Below are 24,649 nucleotides of genomic sequence, written 5' to 3' on the forward strand. Positions count from 1 at the left end.
ATCCGGCAGGAGACCGTCTGACAGGCGTTCTTCGACCGGCGCGGTGCGGCCGCCGCCATCGCATCGAAGACTGTTCGACCCGGCACGGGAACAGTCCGGAGCTTTCCGGACTGTTCCCGTGCCGGCTGCTCTCCCCGATCGCGCGTTCCCCGGCGTGGTTTTCGTGACCGCACTCTGCTGCCGAGCCGCCGTTCCGCCAACGCGCCCCCGGGCCTTCGCGCGGTGGCCCCCGTCAGAACGCGGCTTCGGCGAGATCCATGACGCTGATGTCGACGTCGGAGATAACCGACCATTCCGCGCTGAGGTGCGGCAGGACCGTCTTGGCGAAGAACGACGCGACGGCGACTTTGCCTTCGTAGAAGGCGCGGTCCTGCTCGCCGGGGCCGGCGTCGAGTGCGGCCGAGGCGATCTCGGCGGCGACGATCAGCCGCCAGGCGACGAGGAGGTCACCGACGGAGAGCAGGAAGCGAACGGAGTTCAGCCCGATCTTGTACAACTCGGTGGGCTGTTGCTGGGCGGTGAGCAGGTGCTGGGTGAAGCGGCCCGCCATGTCCTGGACGTCTTCGAGTGCGGTGGCGAGCAGGATCTTCTCCGCCTTGAGCCGGCCGTTGCCGTCGGTGGATTGCGCCGTGTCGCGGATCTTGCCCGCGAGGTGGGCCAGTGCGACGCCACGGTCGCGGGCGATCTTGCGGAAGAAGAAGTCCTGCGCCTGGATGGCGGTGGTGCCTTCGTAGAGCGAGTCGATCTTCGCGTCGCGGATGTACTGCTCGATCGGGTAGTCCTGCAGGAAGCCGGAACCACCGAGGGTCTGCAACGACTCGGTCAGGTACTGGTAGGCCCGCTCCGAGCCGACGCCCTTGACGATCGGCAGCAGCAGGTCGTTGACCCGAGCGGCCAGATCCGCGTCGGCACCCGAGATATGTTGCGCGACAACGTCGTTCTGATGTCCTGCGGTATAGAGATAGATCGCGCGCAGACCCTCGGCGTACGCCTTCTGCATCATCAGCGACCGGCGCACGTCGGGGTGCCGGGTGATGGTCACCTTCGGCGCGGCCTTGTCCGCCATCCGGGTGAGATCACTGCCTTGCACGCGTGTCTTCGCGTATTCGAGGGCGTTGAGGTAGCCGGTGGACAAGGTGGCGATGGCTTTGGTGCCCACCATCATCCGCGCTTCCTCGATGACTTGGAACATCTGCGCGATGCCGTTGTGTACCTCGCCGACCAGCCAGCCCTTGGCGGGGATGCCGTGGCCGCCGAAGGTGACCTCACAGGTGGCGGAGGCCTTCAGGCCCATCTTGTGCTCGACATTGGTGACGAAGACGCCGTTGCGCTCGCCGAGTTCGCCGGTCTCGTGGTCGAAGTGGAACTTCGGTACGAAGAACAGCGACAGGCCCTTGGTGCCCGGTCCGGCGCCCTCGGGGCGGGCCAGCACCAGGTGCATGATGTTTCCGAACAGGTCATCGGAGTCGGCGGAGGTGATGAACCGCTTGACGCCCTCGATGTGCCAGGAGCCGTCCTCCTGCTCGACCGCCTTGGTGCGGCCCGCGCCGACGTCGGAACCGGCGTCCGGTTCGGTCAGCACCATCGTGGCGCCCCAGTTGCGTTCGGTCATGAACTGGGCCCAGCGCCGCTGCTGCTCGGTGCCGATGCCATAAGTGATGTGGGCCATCAACGGTCCGGTCAGGTACATGTAAGCCGCGGGCTGCGCCCCGAGGACGAATTCGGTGATCGCCCAGCTGACCATCGAAGGGGCGGGCACGCCCCCGACACCCTCGGCCTTGCCGACGCGCCACCATTCCGCGTCGTACCAGGCGCGCACCGCCTTCTTGAACGACTCGGGCAGGCTGACCGAGTGGGTGGCCGGATCGAACACCGGCGGGTTGCGGTCGGTGTCGGCGTACGGTTCGGCGACCGGTCCTTCGGCCAAGCGCGCGGCCTCCGCCAGCATCGACCGCACGGTGTCGCCGTCCAGGTCGCCGAATGCTCCGTTCCGGAGGATGTCGTCGAGTCCGTACACCTCGAACAGATTGAACTCGAGGTCGCGCACGTTGCTCTTGTAATGGCTCACGGGCCAATGCCTTTCGAGAAACGGCCGGTGTACCGGCAAGGGATTCGGCGGGCGCGCGCAGCGGCGATCACCCACGGCACACTGTGCGGCACCGATGACCCGAAAGCAATCCCATGTTAATGACCACTAAGTAGATGGTCGTATGTCCGACAGTGTTCTATCCGCTGCTAGCGCGCAATTGGTGAAGTTAAGTTAATGATGGCTAAGTGGCATAAATCACGGTGCGGAAACGCGGCCAGGGATTCCGGCCGTTTCGATCCGCTCTCCGATGGCCACGAGAACGTCGACGAGATCGGCCCTGCGCCGGAAGCGCGGGTTGCGGACGGCATCGATGACGACGGTGGTGACGGCTCGGCTCAGCACCCGCGCGGCCGGAGCGGGCAGGTCCGGCCGCACGGCCTGCAGCATGCGGGCCCACTGGGCGATGCCGTCCAAGCGCACCCTCCGGTAGCGCTGCACCGCGTCTCCGGGAAGGTGTCGGGTCTCGCTGACGGTGATCGCCAGCAGATCGGGCTCGTCCACGCCCAGTTGCGCGAAGCTTCGCATGAGTGAGCGCATCGATTCCTCGGCGCTGCGGCCATCGGCGATCGCCCGGGCGAGCAGCAGCCGAAGCCACTCGTCCTGGCGCCGGACGATTTGGTCCAGCAACTCCGCCTTGCTCGAAAAGTGGTGATACAAAGCGGGGCCGGTGACCCCGACGGCCGCGCCGATGTCTTCGATTCCCACCGCGGCATACCCGCGGGTGCTGAACAATCGCGCCGCCTCGGCGAGCATCCGCTCCGACCGCAGCGCTCGATCGAGCGCGGTGTTGCCGGTCTCGGTGCGCGGTGGCCGGTTCGGCGCGGGGCCGGCCGGGTGCTCGGGCATTTCGGTGGTGATCACCGCCGCGACGGCGGCGTCGAGCACCTGTGCGGCAACCGGCGCGGGCAGCTCGGCGCGGTGATAGGAGGGGCTGACCGCGATCGAGAGCACGCACCAGCTCAGCAGTTCGACATCCGCGCCGCTCAACTCCGGTCGGCGCATGCCGATGGTGTGCCGCAGATAGCGGGTGATCCGCGAGGCGCGGACCAGCACGGCGGTCTTGTCGGCGGTGGTCAGGTTGCGGAACTCCAATTGCCACAACCGCGGCAGGCCGCGCAGTTCCAGAGCCACCCGGACCAGTTCGGCGAGCACGGCGTCACCGGAGTCGTCGGTGCGATACGCGGCGTCCAGCCGGTTCAAGGTGTCGTCTAGCCCGACCAGCAGGCACTGGCCCAAAAGCTGCTGCTTGTTGCGGAAGTGCCGATACAGCGCCGTCGCCGAGATGCCGACCGCCGCGGCGATGTCGGCCATCGTGGTGCCGTAATAGCCGCCGTGCGCGAACGCGTCGACCGCGGCGTGCAGGATCATCTCGCGCCGATGAGGTGGTCTCCGCCGCGGCTGTGCGCCGTTCGCCTGTGTGCCCATCGCGGTCAGTGTCGCGTATCGGAGGGTCCGCGGCGGTGCCGGGCCGCCTCCGCGCGCGATCCGTTGGCCGGTATGCCACGGGGGATCCGGCGCGGCCACCCATATGTATGACGATTTCGTCATAGCCGACGTACGGCTCCTACTGTCGAGTAGGCTTCCCGCAGCTATCACCAGCCCGTGGATCGTTGTCGATCAGGTAAGCAGAGGGAGCCCGCCCGTGAGCGCTGACACCGCGGACGCCACAGCACTGTCGAGCATGGCGGCCCGCCTGCGCATCGCGTCGACCGTGATTCTGCGGCGCGCCCGGAGGGATCCCGATGAACGGCGGCTGTCGGCGACGCAGTGGGCGGTGCTGGGGCGTCTGCACCGATACGGCGCCTTGGCCGCGGTCGACCTGGCGCGGCTGGAGATGCTCAGGCCGCAGACGATGCGCAACGTGGTCGACGGGCTGCGCGATCAGGGCCTGATCGTCGGTGTGCGCGATCCGGACGACGGGCGCCGGGTGAATCTGACCCTCACCGACGAAGGCCGGGCGTGGGTGTGCGGACACCAGGCGTCCGCGAACGACGCTCTGGCGCAGGCGTTGTCCGAGAGCCTGCGGTCCGGCGAGTTGCACAAGGTCGGCGAGGTCCTGGATCTGCTCGAGCGCATCGCCTACGGTGATCGCGGCCCGGAGGCGTTGATCGGCGGTGGTCCCGGCCTCGACGACGAGTCGTCTCGCGCGGACTGCCCCCTATGACCCGGCCGCCGGGCGCGCGGGGGCGGCCGGCGGAGCGAGCGCTCGGGTCCACAGGTCGACGATGACTCGGCCGCAGTCGTCCGCGGTGCGGCCGGCCGGCGGATCGAGGACCGCACCGTGGATCTGCGCCTCCACCGCCTGAACGAGCAACATGGCGGTCAACGCCGGGTCGGTACCGCCGACGTCGAGACGGCGCAGGTGGAATTCCACTTCGCCCGCGAGGACCTCTTCGAGTTCCCGTAGGTGTGCGGCGCCTTCGGGTGTGCGCGGCGCCTGATCGAAGAGCAGCCGGTGCATATCCGGTTGAGCGGTGTGCAACCGGGTCACGGCGACGACCAGCTGCCGAATGGTTTCCTCCAGCGGTGGTTGCTCGGCCCGCAGTCGCGCGGCCGCCTCGAGCAAGGCCACCGAGGCCTGGCGCAGGTGGCGCGCGGCGAGCGCGTAGAGGAGTGCGTCCTTGTCGGGGACGTAGTGATAGAGCGTGCCGATCGAGACGCCGGCGAGCTCGGCGATCTTGTTGGTCGTCGTCGCGGCGTAGCCGTGCTGTTGGAAAAGTCGAGCAGCGGCCTCCAGGATCGCGTCGAAGGTGAACTCCGACCGCTGCTGGCGCGGGGTTTTCCGGTGCGTCGACATGGCGTCCTGAAATCGACCGGAGGAATTCACCGCCTGCCCCGTGTGGCTGGTTCATCCCGGCGCCGATCGATGGACACCGCTTTCCCTGAGCCAAGCGTTCTTCGATCGGATCGCCGCACCCAAGCGCCTGGTCGTGCTGGACGCGGCGGGGCACTACCCCGTCGAGACGCCGGGCATCCACCGGTTGGCGGACGCGTTCGCCGAGATCCGCGACGGGCTCACCTCCGGCCCCTGATCGGCCGGTGGGTGAAGTCACGCGGCCGGGCGGGCAGGTGACCGCGCCGAGGCTCGCGCTGCCCTCCGTGCCCGCCGCGGCGGGGCGGGTAAGTAAGGTCTGAAGCGTCGTGGAACGGACGCCACGATGCAGCCGCCGAACAGTTTCGCGCGGACGCGCCGCCCTGTCGAACGAAGAGAGCTGATTGATGCCGACCTCTACAGCGCGTGCACAGATCGGGGTCACCGGTCTGGCGGTCATGGGTAGCAACATCGCACGGAACTTCGCGAGGAACGGCTACACCGTCGCGCTGCACAACCGCACTGTCGCCAAGACCGACGCACTGCTGGAGGCGCACGGCGACGACGGCGACTTCGTGCGGACCGAGACGATCGAGGAGTTCGTCGCCGCGCTGGAGAAGCCGCGCCGGGTGCTGATCATGGTCAAAGCAGGCGCCCCGACCGACGCGGTCATCGAGGAACTGGCGGCCGCGATGGAGCCGGGCGACATCATCATCGACGGCGGGAACGCCCTCTACACCGACACCATTCGGCGGGAAGCCGCGATGCGCGAGCGCGGGCTGAACTTCGTCGGCGCAGGCATCTCCGGTGGCGAGGAGGGCGCGCTCAACGGCCCCGCGATCATGCCGGGCGGGCCCAAGGAGTCCTACGACTCGCTGGGGCCGCTGCTGGAATCCATCGCGGCGAAGGTCGACGGTACGCCCTGCTGCACCCATATCGGTCCCGACGGCTCAGGGCATTTCGTCAAGATGGTGCACAACGGCATCGAGTACGCCGACATGCAGCTGATCGGCGAGGCCTACCACCTGTTCCGCGACGCGCTCGGCTTCGACGCGAAGCAGATCGCCGATGTGTTCACCCAGTGGAACTCCGGTGACCTGGAGAGCTACCTCGTCGAGATCACCGCCGAGGTCCTGAATCAGGTCGACGCGAAGACCGGCAAGCCGCTGGTCGATGTGATCGTCGACGCGGCGGAGCAGAAGGGCACCGGACGCTGGACGGTGAAGTCCGCACTCGACCTCGGTGTGCCGGTGACCGGCATCGCCGAAGCGGTATTCGCCCGGGCACTGTCGGGCTCCCGTGCGCAGCGCAAGGCCGCGCAGGGTCTCGCCTCCGGCCGGTTGGCCGAAAAGCCCACCGACGTCGAGCAATTCACCGAAGACATCCGGCAGGCGCTCTACGCCTCGAAGGTGGTCGCCTACGCCCAGGGCTTCGACCAGATCGCCGCGGGCAGTGCGGAATACGACTGGGGTCTGCGCCCCGGCGACCTCGCGACGATCTGGCGCGGCGGCTGCATCATCCGCGCCCGTTTCCTGAACCGGATCAAGGAAGCCTACGACGAGAACCCGGCGCTGCCGAGCTTGATCCTCGCGCCGTACTTCCGCGCGGCGATCGAGACCGCGATCGACAGCTGGCGCCGCGTCGTGGCCACCGCGACCCTGCTCGGCATTCCGGTGCCGGCGTTCGCGTCGTCGCTGTCCTACTACGACGCTCTGCGTGCCGAGCGCCTCCCGGCCGCGCTCACCCAGGGGCAGCGTGACTTCTTCGGCGCGCACACCTACGAACGCGTCGACGCCGAAGGCAAATTCCATACGCTCTGGAGCGAGGACCGCAGCGAGGTTCGCGCCGACTAGCCGGTCGCGCTGCCGCAGTGCGGAAATCGTTCCCGCGCTGCGGCATTGCATGCCGGGGCCGGTGTCAATCCGGTGTCCGGGCGGCTCGTGCCCACGCCGTCCGGCGGAGCAGGCGTAATCCGTTGAGCCCGACGATGACGGTGGAGCCCTCGTGTCCGGCGACGCCGAGCGGGAGCGGCAGGGTTCCGGCGAGGTCCCAGACGACCAGCACGCCGATGAAGGTGGCGGCGATGGCCAGGTTGGCGACCACCACCCGCCGCGCCTGCCGGGACAACGCGATCACCGCCGGGATCGTCGTCAGATCGTCGCGCACGACGACGGCGTCCGCGGTCTGCAAGGTCAGATCGGATCCGGCCCCGCCCATGGCGATGCCGACCTCGGCCGCGGCGAGGGCCGGGGCATCGTTGATTCCGTCGCCGACCACCGTCACCTTCCGCCCCTCGGCCTGCAGCAGGCGCACCGCGGTCACCTTGTCGTCGGGCAGGAGTTCGGCTCGAACGTCCGTGATGCCGACCCGGGCGGCGAGCCGGTCGGCGGTGGCGGCGTTGTCGCCGGTCAGCAATACCGGTGCGGTGCCGGTGATCTCGGTGGTCGCCCGCACCGCCGCCGCCGCTTCCGGCCGCGGCCGGTCGGTCAGCGCGAATACCCCGATCGGCTGGTGCTCGCAGGTCACGACCACGGCGGTGCAGCCGCTCGCCTGGAGCGCTTCGACGGTTGTTCGCAGGCTGGGGGCGAGTTCCGACGCGGTGGGGGAGCCGACGCCGATGAGCTGGTCGCCGACGCGGGCGGTGACGCCGCGACCGGGGTTCGCGGTGAACGCGGTGACCTCGGGCAGTCGCAGCCCCCGGGCGCGGGCCGCGCGCACGATCGCCGCCGCCAAGGGGTGCTCGCTCGGGTGCTCGGCCGCGGCGGCCAGTCGGAGCAACTCGTCGTCGGTGAATCGTTCGTCCAGGCAGCGGATTTCGGCTAGCTCGGGAATGCCGCGGGTCAGCGTGCCGGTCTTGTCGAAGGCGACGTGCGTGGTGGCGCCGAGCCTTTCCATGACCACCGCGGATTTGACCAGGACGCCGTGGCGCCCGGCGTTGGCGATGGCCGCCAGCAGGGGCGGCATGGTGGCCAGCACCACCGCGCAGGGGGAGGCGACGATCATGAACGTCATCGCCCGCAGCAGCGCCCGCCGCAGGGTGTCGCCGAACAGCAGCGGAATGACGAACACGGCGAGGGTGACCAGAACCATGCCGATCGAGTAGCGCTGCTCCACCTTCTCGATGAAAAGCTGTGCGCGCGCCTTCGTTCGGGCCGCTTGCTCGACCAGGGCCGCGATCCGCGCGACCACGGAGTCCTCCGCACGGCGATCCACCCGGATCCGCAGCACTCCGGTGCCGTTGAGAGTGCCCGCGAACACCTCGTCGCCTGCGGTTTTGTCCACCGGCAGCGGTTCGCCGGTGATGGTGGCCTGATCGACCTCGCTGCCGCCGGAGAGCACCGTCGCGTCGGCGGCGATCCGTTCACCGGGACGCACCACGAGAAGATCACCGACGCGCAGGTCGGCGGCGCGCACCGTCTGCTCCTCTCCGCCATCGGCGAGCCGGGTCGCGGTCTGGGGTGTGAGGTCGAGTAGTCCGCGCACCGAGTCCTCGGTCCGGGCGGTGGCCAGCGCTTCCAGGGCGCCCGAGGTGGCGAAGATGACGATCAGCAAGGCGCCGTCGGTGATCTGGCCGATGGCCGCCGCGCCGATCGCCGCGGCGACCATGAGCAAATCGACGTCGAGCGTCTTGTCGCGTAATGCCCGCAGCCCGGCCCATCCCGGTTCCCATCCGCCCGCGGCGTAACAGGCCAGGTACAAACCCCACCACACCCCTCGCGGTCCGTCGGCCAGCTGCGTCGCCAGACCGGCGAGGAACAACGCGACAGCCACTGCGGCCCACCGCACTTCCGGCAGGGCGAACAGCCGGGTCCGGTGCGTGGACACACGACCGGTCGGCGAAGTCGTACGGGTCGGCACGAGGGTCGGCGCGGCCACGGGTCACCTCCAGGACAGCAACGGACAGACCGCCCGACCATATCAGAAAACATGAACATGTCTTCATTTGTTCCTGGAGTATGCTGTTCACTCATGGGGCACGGTGTCGAAGGCAGGGATCGCCCTGCCGCGCGCCTGGATCCGGAATCGGCCAACCATGTGGCGACCACATTGCAGGCGCTGGCCACCCCGAGCCGCTTGATGATCCTCACGCAGCTGCGCCAGGGGCCGCTGTCGGTGAGCGCGCTGGCCGACGCGATCGGCATGGAACAGTCCGCTGTTTCCCACCAGCTTCGCCTGCTGCGCAATCTGGGGCTGGTCACGGGTGCGCGCACCGGCCGCAGCATCGTCTACAGCCTCTACGACAACCACGTCGCCCAGCTGCTGGACGAGGCGATCTACCACAGCGAACATCTGCGCCTCGGATTGTCCGACCGCCCCGAAACCGCCGGCTGACCGCTCTGCCCTGATCCGCTCCCTTGACCTGGAGCGCACTCCAGCACTTAGTGTGCGCTCGTACACGGTTGACCAGCAGAAGGGACCGCTTCATGGAGCTCGGTTTTCACGTACCCATCTTCGATATCGACGGTGGTACGACCGCTATCGCCGGTGAGCTGGCGCGGGTCGGCGCGGCAGCGGAGGCGTCCGGGGCGACCTGGTTGTCGTTCATGGACCACTACTTCCAGATCGAGCCGACGGGCCTGCCCGCGGAGGCGAACATGCTGGAGGGCTACACCACTCTCGGCTATCTGGCCGCCCACACGTCGCGCGTCGACCTCGGCCTCCTCGTCACCGGCGTGACCTATCGCCACCCCGGGCTGCTCGCCAAGATCGTCACCACGCTCGACGTCCTGTCGGGCGGCCGGGCGGTCCTTGGCATCGGCGCCGCCTGGTTCGAGCGCGAACACCGTGGGCTCGGCGTGGCGTTTCCCTCGACCGCCGAACGCTTCGAGCGGCTGGAAGAGACGTTGCGCATCTGCCGCCAGATGTGGGACCCCCAGGACAACGCGGCGTTCGACGGGAAGTACTACCAACTGGCCGAGACGCTGTGCTCGCCGCAGCCGATCAATCGGCCGAAGGTGCTCATCGGCGGCGGGGGAGAGCGCAAGACGCTGCGCTTGGTCGCGCGATACGGGGACGCCTGCAACCTGTTCGGCTCCTCGCCCGCGGACGTCGAGCACAAGCTCGATGTGCTGCGACGGCATTGCGACGACGTCGGCCGCGACTATGACGAGATCCGCAAGACGATCATCGCCAACAATCCGCGGCCGAGCCCGGACAACCGCGACGATTTCGTCCGGCAGATGGCCGACTACGCGAAACTCGGCATCGATACCGCCATCGTCACTCCGACCACCGGCTCGCCGGCGGCTTGGATCGATGGCATGGCGCCCGCCGTGGCGCAACTGGCGGAACTCGGCTGAGGCGCGGCGGCGGAACGCGAAGGCGCTGCGGATGAGGTGTCGCGGTAAGGGATTGCGGACTCGGGGATGAACATGTCGCGGTCGGCGGCCTGGAAGGTCGCCGATCGCGGTACTACAGTTTGTAGCCGATCTGGCGCAACAGCTGCCTACGGGCTGCCTGGTCGTCGGCATTCTCCACGCCGAGCGGCGCCGAACCGTCGATCACGCCGACGATTCCTCTGCCGAGTTCCGTCTCGGCGATCAGAACCTCGACGGGATTGGCTGTGGCGCAGAAGATTCCGCAGACCTCAGGGACCTGCCGCACGGCATTGAGCACGTTGACGGGGTAGCCCTCGCGCAGAAAGACGATGAACGAGTGCCCGGCCCCGAGGTCGACCGCGTTCTTGATGGCGAGTTCGACGAGCGAGTCGTCGTTGCCGGAGTGGCGGACCAGGCGCGGGCCGGAGGCCTCGCAGAACGCCAGCCCGAAGCGCAGGTGCTGACTTACTCCGACCAGCGCTTCGTGCAGGTCTTCCACGGTTTTGATGAAGTGGGACTGTCCGATGATGACGTTGAGTTCGTCCGGTTTGTCGATGCGTACGGCTGTCAACTCCACAGCGACATACTGCGCCCCACCGATGCCGATTCATAGCATTTCGACATTTCTTTCGAACGCGTCGCGTGTAGCCCGCGGTGACTCCCGAGCCGGTCGCAGGAGTTAGCTGTCGGCGGTGCGGGCAGGCAGGTCCACCACCAGCGCGGTGGCGTTGTCCCTTCCTCCGGCCAGGAGGGCGGCGTCGACCAAGGAGTTCGCGATGGCGTGGGCCGCGTCGCCGTCCGCGAGAATGGCCTTGACGGCGGCGATGCCGAGTGGCTTGTGCACTCCGTCGGTGCTCAGCAGCAGTCTGCCCGTGCTCGATCCGGTGGCGGCATACCCGATCTCGTCGGGTCGGACGGTGCGGGCCGAGGTGGTGACCAGGTGGCTCATTCGCGGGGTGACCGCCAGCCCGCGGGCTCGGTACGACTCGGCCACGGTGTGGTCGGTGGTGATCTGGTGCAGCACCCGCCCGTTCCAGCGATACGCCCGGCAGTCGCCGACCCATGCCACCTCGCAGGGGCCATCGGGTCGACCGGCGGTCGGCAATACCGCCACCACGAGCACGCTGTCGGCGGAGGGTTCCGGGACTTCCCGCAGCAATTCTTCTTGCGCCGCGAGGATTCCCGCTCGCGCCCCGTCCCGGGCGCCCGCATGTGCCGCCGCCGTGGCAACCGTGCGTGCCGCCCGGGCGCCGAGGAGATGGTCTCCCACACCGTCGGCGACCACGAACGCTGTCGCTCCGCTCATCGCGTCGGTCTCGATCGCGACGGCGTCGGCGTTGATCGACCGTGACGCACGCCGACTGGCCGAGGCGCCCATCGCCGCGCCCAGCCACGGCATCTGGATCCGCGGCAGACTTGCAGTAGTGCCGGTGTACATGAACTGGTCTCCTCCTGGCTGGGCTCGAGTGCTGCCGACCAGCACCCTTCAAGGAGACCGCACCGGTATTTGGGCTTGTCGAGAGTTCGTTGTGGGGACACTGAGAATTCGCTCTCGATCCGGTCACGGCCGGCATCCCGAGTCCGCTCCGCCGAGCATTCGGTGTGCTTTGCGTCTCGTATTCGATCGATTCCGACCGCGGGTGGATGCGGCGGCGCGAAATCGATCATTATTTCCCGCCGAACTTCCCAATTCGCAACATCGCTTCCGGATTCCGGCAATCAATCGGCTTACTGCCGGCTGCTCGGCGTATTCACCTTCTCGTCGGTGCGGCAGGGACGCGCGCAGCGTGTAACTCCGAGGCCGATTCCTCTCGTCCGCTCGGCGGGCCCAAGGCGAACAGTGCGCCCGATACCGCGACGGCCGCAAACTCGGAGCCGTCGGCTCGCTACGGCCCAGCGCGGCTTCCGGGACAGGATATGTTCGCCGCTGCCCGGATTGTGTCGGCGGGTGGTCCCGGGCAGCGGGCCGCTCCTGCACGGCGAGGACATGTGGGCGGCGCGGTGGTCGGATATCGGCTCGGCGGTCCCGGCGTGCGCCGGGTCGGCGCGTCGAGCCGGACTCGGGCGGCAATGTTCGGTGTGCCGAATCGGCGGTGTCCAGCACCGTAGACACGGGCGCCGAAATTTCCGGTGTCGGCATCGGCCACGTCTTTCCGTCGCTGGGGGCGACAGACATCTTGACTAGGCAAAACGCATTCGGTGCGCGAGATTTCGGTAGATCGTGGAGTTGTCGGTGACGTAGACAACAGACGAAACTCCGTTGAATTCCCCGCCCTACCGGCGGGTACGTGATCGAATGCTCTACAACTGACGTCTCGAACCCGCCGTGTTGCGCCGTGGGTACAGAAATCCAGGAGGTTGTGGCTGTGGTCGACGCAAGCGTGCCCACGCTGCGTCCGTCCGAGCTGGAAAGATTGGCCCAGCTCGACGAACACAACGAACTTTCTGCCGAACGGATGCGATCGACCTCGCAGCGGCTGGGCGTGCCGGAGGAGGACCTGCGGCGGTGGCTGGCGGACCGCCGCGCCGCCAGCGCGCCCACCAGGCGCATCGATGTCCCCGAGACCGCGTCTTCACGCGTCGATGTTCCCGACGCACCGACTACGCGGATCGATGCCCCCGAGGCCGCGACCACGCAGACCGATGCCCCTGAAGCGGCGACGACGCGCATCGGTGTCCCCGACCCGCCCACCACGCGCATCGATGGCTTCGAGCCGCCGACCCGGCAGGTGGGGTACGGGCAGGTCGGCCACCGGCCGTCGCGCATCATCATGCTGTCGGAAGCGGCCGGAGGCGGACTGCTGCCGCAGATCTCCGACGGCGATGTCACCACCTTCCTGGCCGATGCCTACCGAAGCCTGCCGCCGCAGGAGTTCGCGCGCATCGACGCCGTCTACACCGAGGGGATCCAGACGACCTGTCGGTGGCTCGCCGAACACACCGGCAGGCAGTGCCGTCACGACCTGAACCAGAACGGCGTCGGGAGCTGGCTGGGTCCCCGCGGGGCCGGTCTGGCCGAATACATGCTGTCGGTGCTGCAACCACGACTCAGCTCGCCGAATCGCTTCCAGCCGGGTCCCGGCGCCGGTGTGGTGGACGAGTGGAACGACATCCTCAGCCTGTACCGGTTCCTCGGCAGCCTGGTGGCCGACAGCCCCAGTCGCGGGCACACCATCACGCGCCTGCGCGGCGCCCAAGCCGCGTTCCTGCTGCACGGTTTGCGGCTGGATCTGCCGCCGGATCTGGCCTACTCGGTCGGGCCCGGGCTGACCACGGTCCCGATAGACCACGACGTCATCGCCCGTGTCCGGGCCAGGACCGCCGATCCGGTGGACGCGGCGGCGCTCGTCACCGCACTCTTCACCGGTGCCACCGCGATGGAACTCAACGCCATTCCCTGTGTCGCGCTGACCGCCGACGCGCTGATCTTCAACGGCCCGATCGGCTACGCCCACGCACCCGACCTGTACGTGTGGGTGATACCGCCGCCTGCGCGCACCTTGCTCTACGACGCCCGCGTCTCGCAGGAATCGCGACCCACCCCGAACAGCAAACTGTTCACCGGGGCCATCGGCGGCGCGGGCTTCCGCCTTCGCAGGCTCGCCGCGGCATGCGAGGTGAGCCTTCCGGACCTGTACCACTGGCACCACAGCTGGATCCGCCGTGCCGGACTGCTCCGGATGTCCGAACAACCGGCGCCGGTCCGCAATACCGATCTGCTGTTCGGCCTGAAACTCGCGCCCCGGCCCCGCCGCCGCCGCGCACGCTGAGGCGGGTGGCGCGAGCAGGTCACCCGGCGTCGAGGAGGTGCCGGGGTGCGGCCTGCCGCCACGAGTCGAGCACGATGGCTTCCAGTTCGGCCAGGTCGTCGAGGGCGGTCAGACGCACGCGGACCCAGGCGTTGTTCGCTTCGTGCGCGGCGATCCAGAACTTGCCCGGTTCGGCGACGACGAGTTCGTCGCGATCGGCGATGGGGCAGCGCACCGCCATCGAGGTCTCCGCCTCCGGAAGGGTGAGAAACAACTTGCCCGCGACCCGGAAGGTCGGCATCCCCCAGGTGAACTGTTCGGATGTCTCCGGTAGCGACAGCGCGAAGGACCGGACATCGTCCCCGGTGAAACTCATGCACCGAATCCTTCCAGGCCGGAATGGAACTCCCCGTGCGTGGTCCGCCCCCCCGACGAGATCGCCGGTGCGGGGCCGGTCGGATCAATAGGCCGGGGTGCCAACGCGACGGCCGGCGCGTTGTGAAGTGCCCAGTAATCGTCTCGTGACCTCAGCGCTCGTCGTCCAGCCCCCTATCGTTCGGCGCAGTTGTCGGTGAGGTCGAGAGGGCAGTATCCGAATGGTCGGCACGCGCGAGAAGTTGGAGCGATTGCGGGACACCCTCGCGACCGCCGAGGAACCGGCGGGTGCGTCCGGTATCGCCAAACGGCAGAACAAGGGCATCCCGAGTGCCCGTGAGCGCGTGCGATCGTTGCTGGATCCCGGAACGTTCGTCGAGATCGGCGCACTCGCGCGCACACCGGGAGCCCCGGACGCGAAGTACGGCGACGGAGTGGTCACCGGCCACGGTCGCATCGACGGCAGACCGGTCGTGGTCATCGCGCACGACCAGACGGTCTACGGCGGCTCGGTCGGCGAGATGTTCGGCCGGAAGGTCGCGCACATCCTGAAGTTCGCGTACGAGAAGGCCTGCCCGGTGGTGGCGATCAACGATTCCGGCGGCGCCCGGATCCAGGACGCGGTCACCTCGCTGGCCTGGTTCGCCCACATGAGCCGACGCCAAGAGCGGTTGTCCGGATTCGTCCCGCAGGTCTCCATCATGCTCGGCAAGTGCGCCGCGGGTTCGGTATACGGCCCGGTGAACACCGACGTTCTCGTCGCGACCGAGAACTCCTACATGTTCGTCACCGGTCCCGAGGTCATCAAGACGGTGACCGGCGAGGACGTGACCGCGGAGGAACTGGGCGGCGCTCACGTGCAGGCCCGCAACGGCACGATCCACCACGTGACCGCACCGAACAGGAGGCATTCGACTGGGCCCGCAAGTACCTGAGCTACCTGCCGTCGAGCTGCCTGGAGCAGGCGCCGCTGGTGAACCCCGGTCTCGAGCCGGAGATCACCGCGACCGACCTCGAGCTCGAGTCGATCATCCCGGACTCCGATCGCGAGGGATACGACATGCACGAGATCCTGCTGCGCATCTTCGACGACGGTGATTTCCACGAGATCCGCTCCGCCACCGCGGCCAATCTGATCACCGGCTTCACGCGCGTGGACGGACGCAGCGTCGGGGTCGTCGCCAATCAGCCGTTGGTGCTCGGGGGAGCGGTCGACGCGAAATGCTCCGACAAGGCAACGCATTTCATCCGGCTGTGCAACGCCTTCGGCATCCCGTTGGTGTTCGTCGTGGACACTCCCGGCGTGCTTCCCGGAGTCGAAGAGGAACGCAACGGTGTCATCGTCCGCGGCGGACGCGTGTTCCGCGCGATCATCGAGGCGACCGTGCCCATCATCAACGTCGTGGTGCGCAAGTCCTACGGCGGCGCCTACGGCTTCATGGCATGCAAGCAGCTCGGCGCCGACATCAGCCTGGCCTGGCCGACCGCCCGCATCGCGGTGATCGGCGCGGAGAGCGCGGTCGACATCGCGGGGCGGCGCCAGCTGCTCCAGGTGCCGGAAGAACAGCGCGCGGCGGTGCGGGAATTCATGATCGACCAGTACAACGCCACCGTCGCCACTCCGTGGATCGCGGCCGAACGCGGCTACATCGATGCGGTGATCGAACCATCCCGTACCCGGCTGGAGATACGGCATGCGCTCCAGTTGCTGCGGGACAAGGAAGCAGCCGCCGAGCCCAACCCGCGCAAGCACAGCCTGTACCCGATGTAGTGCCGTGTTTTCCCGCTGCCGGGCTGGGTATGCGGCGGTGTGGGGGTGAAGGTCCGCGGTCGGAGGAGTTGCGGGCATGGACTGGTTCACCGCATCCGAATACTGGTTGAGCAGGCAGGTGCTGACGCGCGGTGTCGCGGCCGTCTATCTGATCGCCTTCCTGGTCGCCGCACGGCAGTTCCGGGCGCTGATCGGTGAGCACGGCATGCTTCCGGTGCCGCGCTTGCTGGCCCGGCGGTCCTTCCGGCGGGTGCCGAGCATCTTCCACGTCCACTATTCCGATCGTTTCTTCGCCGCCGTCTCCTGGTTCGGTGCGGCGCTGTCCGCGGCGCTGGTCGCCGGTGCGGCCGACCTGGTGCCGCTGTGGGCGGCGATGCTGCTGTGGGCGACGTTGTGGGTGCTGTACCTGTCGATCGTCAACGTGGGGCAGGAATGGTATGCGTTCGGCTGGGAGTCACTGCTGCTGGAATGCGGGTTCCTGGTGATCTTCGTCGGTAACGACCGCACCGCGCCGCCGGTGCTGGTGCTCCTGCTCGCCCGCTGGCTGCTGTTCCGGGTGGAGTTCGGCGCCGGACTGATCAAACTGCGCGGTGACCGGTGCTGGCGCGATCTGACCTGCCTGTACTACCACCACGAGACCCAGCCGATGCCCGGACCGCTGAGCTGGTTCTTCCACCACCTGCCCAAGCCGCTGCACCGGGCGGAGGTGGTGGGCAATCACGTCGCGCAGCTCGTGGTGCCCTTCGGCCTCTTCGCACCGCAGCCGGTGGCGAGCATCGCCGCGGCCGTTATCGTGATCACCCAGCTGTGGTTGGTGGTATCGGGCAATTTCGCCTGGCTGAACTGGCTGACGATCGTCCTCGCGTGCGGCGCCATCAGCGGGTCCGCGGTGGCGGCGGTGCTACCGGTGCCCGCACCGCCGCCTTTGCCCGGGCCGCCGCCGTGGTTCGTGGGCCTCGTCATCGCGTTCACCGCACTGGTGGTCTTCCTGAGCTACCGCCCGGCGCGCAACCTGATCTCCAGTCATCAGGCCATGAACCGATCGTTCGACCCCTATCACTTGGTCAACACCTACGGAGCGTTCGGCAGCATCGGTCGCACCCGCTACGAGGTGGTCGTCGAAGGCACCGAGGAGTCGACCGTCACCGATCGGACGCAGTGGAAGGAATATGAGTTCAAGGGCAAACCCGGCGATCCGCGGCGGCTGCCACGCCAATGGGCCCCTTACCACCTGCGCCTGGATTGGCTCATGTGGTTCGCCGCGACCTCGCCACGGTACGCGCAGTCGTGGCTGGCCGCCTTCCTGGCGCGGCTGCTGGAAAACGACCCGGCCACGCTGCGCCTGCTGCGGCACAATCCATTCCCGGATGCCGCGCCGCGTTTCGTGCGGGCGCAACTGTATCTGTATCGCTTCACCACACCGCGCGAATTGGCTCGCACCCGAGCGTGGTGGCACCGCACCCTGGTCAGCCGCTACGTTCCGCCCCTTGCCTTGGACGACCTGGGCTACCACAGCCACCCCGGCCGTCACTGAACTCGAGAACCCGTGCCCGGCAACGGCTTGCGCCGGAGGTCAGAGGATCGGGTGGTATTCGCCACAGTGCGTCGGCGACGATCGGCGGCGAAAGCGGGTATGCGCCTGGATGACGCAACCGACCGAAGGAGGATGTCATGTCCATTTCGGCCTCGCGCTCGCAGTATCGCGCCGCCCGACAAAGCGACGGCGGTTATCCCGGCTCCGAGGGCCCCATCGAATGGACCGTCGCGGCATGGGTTCTGGTATTGACAGTGCTGAGTATCGCGCTGGCGCTGCTGTAAGAACACCCCCTTGGCCGACGAAGGCCTGGCGAGAAACGACGACGGTTCGAACGCCGTTGCGCCAGAGCCGCAACGAGAGCATTCCACTCACGTGTACAGAAGCTGAGCAGCACCAGGTGCTCGACGTTCCGCGCATCCCGTCGCCCCTGCCGTGAAGACCCTGCGGAGCATCGGTGTCGAGTGGATGAGGAGAAGGAGTTCGTTCTGTTGGAGGAAGTATTACGGCCGCTCGTCGTCGTGTTCGGCACGGTGGCGATCACTGTGACGGTCGGGCTGCTGATCGACCGATTATTGCGTTACATCGCCGGGAAGCGTCCGGACACCCAACTCCCCACACTGTTGCGCCGGGTGCAACTGCCCGTGCAGGTGTTGCTCGGCGCGCTGGCGTTGCACGCCACCTATCCGCTGGCGCACCTCGATCTGCGCCAGGACACGATGATCCGGACCATCCTGGCCTCCGCGGCGATCATGGCGGCGGCCTGGGTGGTCATCCGTGCCGCCGACGCGGTCGCGGAGAACATGCTGCGTTCTTATGCCCGGCGTACCCAGGACATCACGCGGGTACGGCAATTGCGCACCCAGCTCGGCCTGGTGCGCCGGATCGTCACCTCGGTCCTGGTGGTCACGACCGCCGCCGTGGCGATCCTGCTGCTGGTGCCGAGTCTGCGGACCCTGGGCACCTCACTGCTGGCCTCGGCGGGGGTGATCGGCATCATCGCCGGGGTCGCGGCGCAGTCGACCTTGAGCAACTTGATCGCCGGTTTGCAGATCGCCTTCGGTGACTCGGTGAAGATCGGCGACACCGTCGTCGTGGAGGGGGAATGGGGCATCGTCGAGGAGATCACCCTCGCGTTCCTCACCGTGCGGATCTGGGACGACCGGAGGCTGACCATGCCGGTCTCCTACTTCAACAACAAGCCGTACGAGAACTGGTCGCGTGGCGGCCCGCAGATCACCGGAACCGTCTACTTGTTTCTCGATCACAGCACACCGGTGCCGCTGCTGCGTGAGCATCTGCAGGAGTATCTGCGCACGCGCGCGGATTGGGACGGTCGCGACTGGGGTTTGCAGGTCACCGACAGCACGCCGACGAATATCGTGGTGCGCGCCACGATGTCGGCGGCCGATGCCGACGACGTGTGGAACCTGCGCTGCGCCGTGCGCGAGGAAATGCTCGACTGGCTCGGCCGCAACCATCCCCACGCGCTGCCGAAGATCGCCACCGCCATCACCGACTCCTCCACCGACGACCGCCATCTGGCGCCGGCCGGTGACCGCGGCGACGGTTACGGTAACTGACCCGGACCGCTACCATCGAGTCTTCGTGTGTCCGCCGGACGAGGTGCGAGTTCGCAAGTGGGGGAGGGCCGACCATGGGTGATGCGTCCGGAGACCTATTCGCAGGCACCGCTTGGCACTACGCGCGCTACCGGCCGGACTATCCGCAGCGGTTCTTCGACGACCTCGTGCCGCGGCTGCGTCTGGACGGCACCGGGCGGCTTCTCGATCTGGGCTGCGGCACGGGTCAACTCACCGTCCCGTTCGCACGGCACGTGGCCGAAGCGGTCGGCGTCGATCCCGAGCCTACGATGCTGGTCGAAGCCGCCCGCCACGCGCGGGCGGCGGGCGTTACCAACGTTACGTGGACGCAAGGCAGTTCGGCCGATCTGCCGGGGGATTTCGGCCGGTTCCGGCTGGTGACCATGGGCCGCTCGTTCCACTGGATGGACCGCGCGCGAGTTCTGGCGGCTCTCTCCGGCATGGTCGACGACGACGGCGCGATCGTGATCACCAACGACAGCTGCCTCGTGCGCCCCGCTACGCAGTGGCAGCAAGCCATCGAGGACGTGCAACGTCGCTTCCTGCCTCCTGAACAGCGGTCCGGGAGGTCGACCGCCGCCGAGGGCCACGAGTCGCACGAAGAGATCTTGGCTCGATCGTCTTTCTCCCGCGTGCACCGGCTGGTGCACGAGTTCCCCCGCTCATGGACGATCGAGCAGGCGATCGGTTACCTCTACTCGACCTCCTTGCCGTTGCGGCGGCTTCTCGGTGACCGGCGGTCCGCCTTCGAACAAGCGATCACCGAGACGCTGCTCGCGATCGACCCGGACGGATGTTTCGCAGAGCCGGTGACCCTGGAAGTGCTGACCGCTACGAAGCGCTAGCGGTCGCCGGTGGTCCGGGACGCACCGGCGAGGCTGGAGCGATGGGCTCGCGCAGCGTGCCGCCGGGTCAGTGTTTCGGGAGGGTATGGAAGGTCACCCGGCTCAGTCGGCCGGACTGTATCCGCGCCGTGAGGTAGGTGTGCTCCGGTTGGCGGCGCCGATCCGTCGGCGAACCGGGATTGAGCAAGCGCAACCCGGTGTCGGTGACACTGTCCCAGGGGATGTGGCTGTGCCCGAAGACGAGCAGATCGGTGTCCGGGAAATTCCGGGCGCAGCGTTCCTCCCGGCCTTTCGCGGGTCCGGTCTCGTGCACCACCGCCAGCCTGAGGCCCCCGACTTCGGCATGCGCGATCTCGGGCAGCCGTGCGCGCAAGTCCGGCCCGTCGTTGTTGCCGTAGACGCCGATGAGGCGTGCGCTGCGCGCTTCGAGCCGATCCAGCAGCGCCACCTCCACCCAGTCGCCCGCGTGCACGATCACATCGGCCGCCTCGACCTCGCGCCAGAGCGGCTCCGGCAGATCACGCGCGCGCTTGGGCACGTGCGTATCGGACATGATGAGCAACCGCATGGTGACCGGTGTACCACGCCGGGATGTGGACCGGCCGCCTCGCGGATGAGCGGTTTCGGCTGCGCCGGATTATCCCGGTCGACTCATAGGCCGCGTAGTGCATTTCTCGAGTGAGATCTATCACACCACCCTCGGTGGTCTCGACGAGATTGGACTTCCGAGCGTGGGTATGTCCGGGCGTGACGGTGACGCAGCGCGGCGCACCGGTGCGACAGTTTCCATCGCGTTGTCCGGGAGGGCTTGTGTCTTCGATGCTTTCATTTCTCATGCTGATGCTGATGCTGCCGGGGATGGCGACCGTCGCTGCGTATGCGACGGTGGCGGTCAGCGTGTGGCTCGAGGAGCGTCGCGACGCCGCCGACTCCGCGGTGCCTGTCGAAGCGCGCCAGTCGTAAGCGCCCAGCGCTCAGCCGTGCAGCCGGTGCCACCAGCGCGTCTTCTCCCGGCGTCGGGGCCCGGCGTTCCAGTCGATGCCCGCGGCAGCCGCGAAGGCCGCCGCATCGGCGGACGTCGTCGTCTTCGGGTGCGTGCGAGCCCACGCCGTGAAGCGTGCGGTGAAGTCGCCCTCACACGCGTGCGCCAGCAGCGGGAAACGACGCGCCACCGCACCGGCGCGCTTGTGGAGCAAGGCGTCCGCCGCCGCACCGACGGCATCCACATCGAATCCCGCGGGTACCGCCGCCCCCGCCACCAGTGCCCGCACCAGCGCCGCTTGCCGCTCGGCCAGAGTCGGGTGCTCCGGCAGGGAAGTCACGCCGGTTCCGCTCTGGCACCGGCTGTGACCGGCGACCGGGCGGCGGCAGTGGCGATGGCGTCCAATTCGTCGAGCAACTCGGCGGCGGGTGGATAGTTGCCGTCGCGCTCCAACATCATCGGCGCCGGATGCCGGGCGGTGAATTCCGCGACCAGCGCGAGAACTTCGGCGGGCAGCGGATCGGTGTGCGTGTCGTGGTAGCGGCCGCCGGATTCGTGACCGCCCGCGACGTGGCAGTAGGCCACGTGTTCGGCGGGCAGGCGCAGGAGCTCGGTGAGGGGGTCGCGACCCCGGTTGCGGGCGTTCGCGTAGACATTGGCGAGATCCAGCAGCAGCAACACGCCGGTACGGTCGACGAGTTCGGCCAGGAATTCCGCTTCGGAGTACTCGTCGTCGGGCCAGTCGAACAGCGCGGCGATGTTCTCCAGGGCGAGGGGGACCTCCAGCGCCGCCCGGGTGCGGGCGATATTGCCGGTGAGTGCGTCGAGCGCTTCCCTGGTGCGCGGTACCGGCAGGAGATGGCCTGCCTCCAGTCCGCCCGCCCGGACGAACGCGACGTGCTCGCTCACCAGCGGAGCCGCGACGGCCGCCGCGCAGGCCGCCAAGTGCTCGATGCGATGGCCCGCCACGGGTTCGGCGCTACCGAGCGACAGCGAAATGCCGTGCGGCACAACGGCGACGCCTCGCGCGCGTAGAGCGGCCAGCTCCTCGGGCACGGCCGGCTGCCCGGCGCGGTGGCGATCCCGGGGCAACGATTCGGCGATGACCTCGCAGAACCCGAGCCCCGTCAAGGTGGCGATGACCCCGCAGATCTCCGGCCGCCAGCCGATACCGAGCGCCCCCGGCGGCAGCGGTCCGGACTCATCCACCGCAACCGCCGCAGCCCCCGCCACACCCACTTCCGCAGCCGCCCCCGTCTCCGCCGCCGCTGTCGCCGCCCCCGTCTCCGCCGCCCGACGCACTCGGCGGCACGACTGCCTGGGCAAGGCCGGGATCCAGCGCGATGAGCGCGCCGATACCGAAAACGGCGGCCGCGAGCGCCGCGCTCTCGGCGCCATAGGTCGCGTAGGACGGTGAATAGCTCGGACCCAGATGCCGGTTGCGCTCGGCCGCGGTGTCCCTGGCACGGACACCGAGCGCGGTCAGCCGGGGCTTTCGAACCACCAGCCAGTAACCGAATGCCTGCGCGATCACCAGCACCACCAGCACGCCGACCGGGTTTCCGTGCGAAGCCCCCGCGATGATCCGCACCACGCCGAGCGCGCCGGTGACCAGGATCGGCATCCCCGCGTCGCGCAGCCCGTGACGCACGGCGGGCCCGGGGAAGTACCCGAGGTCCACCATCCTGGCGCGCAGCGCGTCGAGGGCGGCGGGTGATCCGCCCACTATCGCCCTCACGTTCTTGCGCTCACCCGTCGCCAGCCGGTCGTACACCGACACGGTGAACGGATCCAGCTGCGCCCGCTCCTGCGCTGTGAGGGCGCGAACCGTCGTGGCTCCCGAATCGATCGCGTCGAGAGCGCGTAGCCGCGCCATCGCCGCCAATGCGGCGTTCTGGTCGCCGAACAGCAGCCCCACCTCGGGTGAGGTCAACTCCCCGCCCGGCACGGTGACCGCGTCGGCGTCCGGATCCGCGCCCGTGACCCGTGACCGCAGCCAGATCCCGGCGATCACCGCGACCAGCACCACCGGCAAGTAGATGGCCAGGAACTGCGGCCCGGAGATCCCCCAGGTATCACCGGCCGCGACAAGCCCGTCCGAGTCCACCCCGATTACATTCATCTTCCACCTCGGAATCGGTCCAACCTGCACTCAGTATCGGGCCGCGGGTGTCCGCGCGCCATGGCGAATCGCCGTGGCACGCATATGTCGCCGAGTATTGCCTCGGCGCTCACCTGGATGATTCGCCAGGGGAGCGGGGCGGACCCGGCTCACCTCCTTTGGCCGAGGCCGAGTTGCTCGGAGACCATCAGGGCGACTTCGGTCTCCAGCCGGTTCACGGTCAAGGGGTGGCCGAGTACTTCTTCGGCCCTGCGTATCCGGTAGTGCACGGTGTTCTTGTGGACGTGCATGCGCGCGGCGGCGTCGGTGAGGCTGCCGCGGGCTTCCAGATAGGTTTGCACCGTCTCACGAAGACGCGCGGTGGTCTCGTCGTCGCCCATGAGGTCACCGAGCACCCGGTGCACCCACGCTCGAGTATCGGGCAGCCGGTCGATCAGCAGACTCGCCAGCGCCACTCGGGAATGCAAGGTCAGCGGGCGAGCGGGATCGGCGATCAACGCGAGGTTGCGCGCACGCTGGGCATCGCGGAAAGTCTGCCGGAAGCCGGTCAGTCCGGCGCCGGAGTCGCCGATCGCGACGCGAAGACCGGGCCTCCGGCGCAGGTCTCGCTCCAGCCGTTCGGCGTCGAGCGACGGTTTCCCGACGGAGGAAATCCAGGCCCAGCAGTTCTGCTCGTCGACCAGGACCGTCAGCGGGTGCTTCCCGGTCGCGGCGGTGAGCATCTCGGCTCCCGCGCGCAGTAGGTCGATCGATGACCCGGCGGGTTCGCGCACCCAGACGATGGCGGCCATATGCCATCCCCGCAACGACGTGGCGAGCATCTGCTCGGCGGAGGCCAAGTCGAGGTCCTCGGTGTCGAGCACGGCGCGGATCTGCGCCGCGCGTGTGTTGTCCGTGCGCGCGTCCCAGCGCCGGCGTTCGCTCTCGTAGATGTCGATGACACCTTCGATGACGTGGTCGATGTAACTGTTGACCAGCATGCCGATCCGGCTGGTGGTCTCCAGGGCCAGATCGGCCGAGGCCTCGGAGCGCCGGAGTGTGGCGATGGTCCGCTGCATGAACATGTGTTCGCCGAGGCGGTACGCCCGCAGCAGGGCCTCCAGGGACATCCCGTGCTGGGCGAAGCGCCGGGCGTACTCGGCGGCGGCGGGCGGCACCGTGATGTCGTCGCGGGAGATGCTCAGCGTGAGCATGTCGAGGATCGCGGTGAGGTTGGACGCGGTGCTGGCGATCATCAGGCGCCGCACCTCGTCGTCGTGGCGGAACTCCGGGATCACCTCGCTGAACATCGCGGTCATCTCGGCGGTCAGGCGGTCGATCTCGGCTTTGACGCGTCCGGCGACATCGCGGATGGTTCTGTCCACGTCAACGCTCATGCCGGGACCGTACCCGACCCCGTGCGGCGGCTCCGACGCATTCCGCATCCTTTTGTGCCGTCGGTACAAAGC

At 68.2% G+C, this 24,649-nt stretch carries 23 protein-coding genes and 1 pseudogene; 12 read left to right on the top strand and 12 right to left on the bottom strand.

Features of this window, described 5'->3' with window-relative positions; all coding sequences use genetic code 11:
* Positions 1–232: 232 nt before the first annotated feature.
* Entirely contained in the window at positions 233–2,068 is a 1,836-nt protein-coding gene (locus ACGF7Y_RS08030; RefSeq protein WP_393230594.1) for an acyl-CoA dehydrogenase, read from the bottom strand.
* A 216-nt stretch (positions 2,069–2,284) separates the two neighbouring features.
* Entirely contained in the window at positions 2,285–3,514 is a 1,230-nt protein-coding gene (locus tag ACGF7Y_RS08035; RefSeq protein WP_393230596.1) for a TetR/AcrR family transcriptional regulator, read from the bottom strand.
* 217 nt (positions 3,515–3,731) lie between these two features.
* Between ACGF7Y_RS08035 and ACGF7Y_RS08040 the strand changes: the two genes are divergently transcribed.
* The gene (locus ACGF7Y_RS08040; RefSeq protein WP_393230597.1) at positions 3,732–4,253 is read left to right on the top strand and encodes a MarR family winged helix-turn-helix transcriptional regulator; all 522 of its coding nucleotides are present in this window, start codon (positions 3,732–3,734) and stop codon (positions 4,251–4,253) included.
* On the opposite strand, the gene ACGF7Y_RS08045 is transcribed toward ACGF7Y_RS08040, so the two are convergent.
* Positions 4,248–4,886: a TetR/AcrR family transcriptional regulator gene (locus ACGF7Y_RS08045; RefSeq protein ID WP_393230599.1), complete on the bottom strand. Its 639-nt coding sequence runs from the start codon at positions 4,884–4,886 to the stop codon at positions 4,248–4,250. The genes ACGF7Y_RS08040 and ACGF7Y_RS08045 overlap by 6 nt on opposite strands.
* Before the next feature lie 40 nt (positions 4,887–4,926).
* On the opposite strand from ACGF7Y_RS08045, the gene ACGF7Y_RS08050 reads away from it, so the two are divergent.
* Positions 4,927–5,121 (top strand): hypothetical protein, encoded by a 195-nt coding sequence (locus ACGF7Y_RS08050; RefSeq protein ID WP_393230601.1) that lies wholly within the window; start codon positions 4,927–4,929, stop codon positions 5,119–5,121.
* Positions 5,122–5,308: 187 nt separating this feature from the next.
* The gene (gndA, locus tag ACGF7Y_RS08055) at positions 5,309–6,754 is read left to right on the top strand and encodes an NADP-dependent phosphogluconate dehydrogenase (protein ID WP_393230603.1); all 1,446 of its coding nucleotides are present in this window, start codon (positions 5,309–5,311) and stop codon (positions 6,752–6,754) included.
* A gap of 64 nt (positions 6,755–6,818) precedes the next feature.
* Here gndA and ACGF7Y_RS08060 read toward each other — a convergent pair whose 3' ends face one another.
* Positions 6,819–8,777, bottom strand: coding sequence for a heavy metal translocating P-type ATPase (locus tag ACGF7Y_RS08060; RefSeq protein ID WP_393230605.1), 1,959 nt, complete (start codon positions 8,775–8,777; stop codon positions 6,819–6,821).
* 93 nt (positions 8,778–8,870) lie between these two features.
* Here ACGF7Y_RS08060 and ACGF7Y_RS08065 point away from each other — a divergent pair, with 93 nt between their 5' ends.
* Positions 8,871–9,233: a metalloregulator ArsR/SmtB family transcription factor gene (locus tag ACGF7Y_RS08065; protein WP_040866835.1), complete on the top strand. Its 363-nt coding sequence runs from the start codon at positions 8,871–8,873 to the stop codon at positions 9,231–9,233.
* A 92-nt stretch (positions 9,234–9,325) separates the two neighbouring features.
* Positions 9,326–10,201 carry an LLM class F420-dependent oxidoreductase gene (locus tag ACGF7Y_RS08070; protein ID WP_393230608.1) on the top strand — a complete coding sequence of 292 codons (876 nt, stop codon included), beginning with the start codon at positions 9,326–9,328 and terminating at the stop codon, positions 10,199–10,201.
* 112 nt (positions 10,202–10,313) lie between these two features.
* Here the strand turns inward: ACGF7Y_RS08070 and ACGF7Y_RS08075 are convergent, their stop codons facing one another.
* Positions 10,314–10,796, bottom strand: coding sequence for an adenosine-specific kinase (locus ACGF7Y_RS08075; RefSeq protein WP_393230610.1), 483 nt, complete (start codon positions 10,794–10,796; stop codon positions 10,314–10,316).
* A 102-nt stretch (positions 10,797–10,898) separates the two neighbouring features.
* A complete protein-coding gene (locus ACGF7Y_RS08080) occupies positions 10,899–11,657 on the bottom strand; it encodes a PP2C family protein-serine/threonine phosphatase (RefSeq protein WP_393230612.1) in 759 nt (252 codons plus the stop codon).
* Positions 11,658–12,585: 928 nt separating this feature from the next.
* Between ACGF7Y_RS08080 and ACGF7Y_RS08085 the strand changes: the two genes are divergently transcribed.
* Positions 12,586–13,989: a hypothetical protein gene (locus ACGF7Y_RS08085; RefSeq protein WP_393230613.1), complete on the top strand. Its 1,404-nt coding sequence runs from the start codon at positions 12,586–12,588 to the stop codon at positions 13,987–13,989.
* A gap of 19 nt (positions 13,990–14,008) precedes the next feature.
* Here ACGF7Y_RS08085 and ACGF7Y_RS08090 read toward each other — a convergent pair whose 3' ends face one another.
* Positions 14,009–14,344, bottom strand: coding sequence for an MmcQ/YjbR family DNA-binding protein (locus ACGF7Y_RS08090; RefSeq protein ID WP_391465335.1), 336 nt, complete (start codon positions 14,342–14,344; stop codon positions 14,009–14,011).
* 220 nt (positions 14,345–14,564) lie between these two features.
* On the opposite strand from ACGF7Y_RS08090, the pseudogene ACGF7Y_RS08095 reads away from it, so the two are divergent.
* From ACGF7Y_RS08095 to ACGF7Y_RS08115, 5 genes and pseudogenes are all read left to right on the top strand, one after another.
* Positions 14,565–16,114 (top strand): annotated as a pseudogene (locus ACGF7Y_RS08095) (acyl-CoA carboxylase subunit beta).
* A 76-nt stretch (positions 16,115–16,190) separates the two neighbouring features.
* The gene (locus tag ACGF7Y_RS08100) at positions 16,191–17,648 is read left to right on the top strand and encodes a lipase maturation factor family protein (protein ID WP_393230615.1); all 1,458 of its coding nucleotides are present in this window, start codon (positions 16,191–16,193) and stop codon (positions 17,646–17,648) included.
* Positions 17,649–17,785: 137 nt separating this feature from the next.
* Positions 17,786–17,932 (top strand): hypothetical protein, encoded by a 147-nt coding sequence (locus ACGF7Y_RS08105; RefSeq protein ID WP_393230618.1) that lies wholly within the window; start codon positions 17,786–17,788, stop codon positions 17,930–17,932.
* A 207-nt stretch (positions 17,933–18,139) separates the two neighbouring features.
* The gene (locus ACGF7Y_RS08110) at positions 18,140–19,231 is read left to right on the top strand and encodes a mechanosensitive ion channel family protein (RefSeq protein WP_393230620.1); all 1,092 of its coding nucleotides are present in this window, start codon (positions 18,140–18,142) and stop codon (positions 19,229–19,231) included.
* A 74-nt stretch (positions 19,232–19,305) separates the two neighbouring features.
* Positions 19,306–20,097 (top strand): class I SAM-dependent methyltransferase, encoded by a 792-nt coding sequence (locus tag ACGF7Y_RS08115; protein ID WP_393230623.1) that lies wholly within the window; start codon positions 19,306–19,308, stop codon positions 20,095–20,097.
* Between the two features lie 67 nt (positions 20,098–20,164).
* Here the strand turns inward: ACGF7Y_RS08115 and ACGF7Y_RS08120 are convergent, their stop codons facing one another.
* Positions 20,165–20,665: a metallophosphoesterase family protein gene (locus ACGF7Y_RS08120; protein WP_393230626.1), complete on the bottom strand. Its 501-nt coding sequence runs from the start codon at positions 20,663–20,665 to the stop codon at positions 20,165–20,167.
* Between the two features lie 266 nt (positions 20,666–20,931).
* Between ACGF7Y_RS08120 and ACGF7Y_RS08125 the strand changes: the two genes are divergently transcribed.
* Entirely contained in the window at positions 20,932–21,060 is a 129-nt protein-coding gene (locus ACGF7Y_RS08125) for a hypothetical protein (protein WP_393230629.1), read from the top strand.
* An 11-nt stretch (positions 21,061–21,071) separates the two neighbouring features.
* Here ACGF7Y_RS08125 and ACGF7Y_RS08130 read toward each other — a convergent pair whose 3' ends face one another.
* The 4 genes from ACGF7Y_RS08130 to ACGF7Y_RS08145 form a co-directional block, all read right to left on the bottom strand.
* Entirely contained in the window at positions 21,072–21,419 is a 348-nt protein-coding gene (locus ACGF7Y_RS08130; protein ID WP_393230631.1) for a hypothetical protein, read from the bottom strand.
* Positions 21,416–22,288, bottom strand: a complete 873-nt coding sequence (locus ACGF7Y_RS08135; RefSeq protein WP_393230634.1) for a DUF692 domain-containing protein — start codon at positions 22,286–22,288, stop codon at positions 21,416–21,418. Before ACGF7Y_RS08135 ends, ACGF7Y_RS08130 begins: the two co-directional genes overlap by 4 nt.
* On the bottom strand, positions 22,281–23,201 hold the full coding sequence (locus tag ACGF7Y_RS08140; protein WP_393230636.1) for a TIGR04222 domain-containing membrane protein: 921 nt from the start codon (positions 23,199–23,201) through the stop codon (positions 22,281–22,283). The genes ACGF7Y_RS08135 and ACGF7Y_RS08140 overlap by 8 nt, the downstream gene beginning before the upstream one ends.
* 149 nt (positions 23,202–23,350) lie before the next feature.
* Positions 23,351–24,577 (bottom strand): PucR family transcriptional regulator, encoded by a 1,227-nt coding sequence (locus ACGF7Y_RS08145; protein WP_393230638.1) that lies wholly within the window; start codon positions 24,575–24,577, stop codon positions 23,351–23,353.
* Positions 24,578–24,649: the final 72 nt, after the last annotated feature.

This window comes from Nocardia sp. NPDC047654, from assembly GCF_043205035.1.
Lineage (GTDB): Bacteria > Actinomycetota > Actinomycetes > Mycobacteriales > Mycobacteriaceae > Nocardia.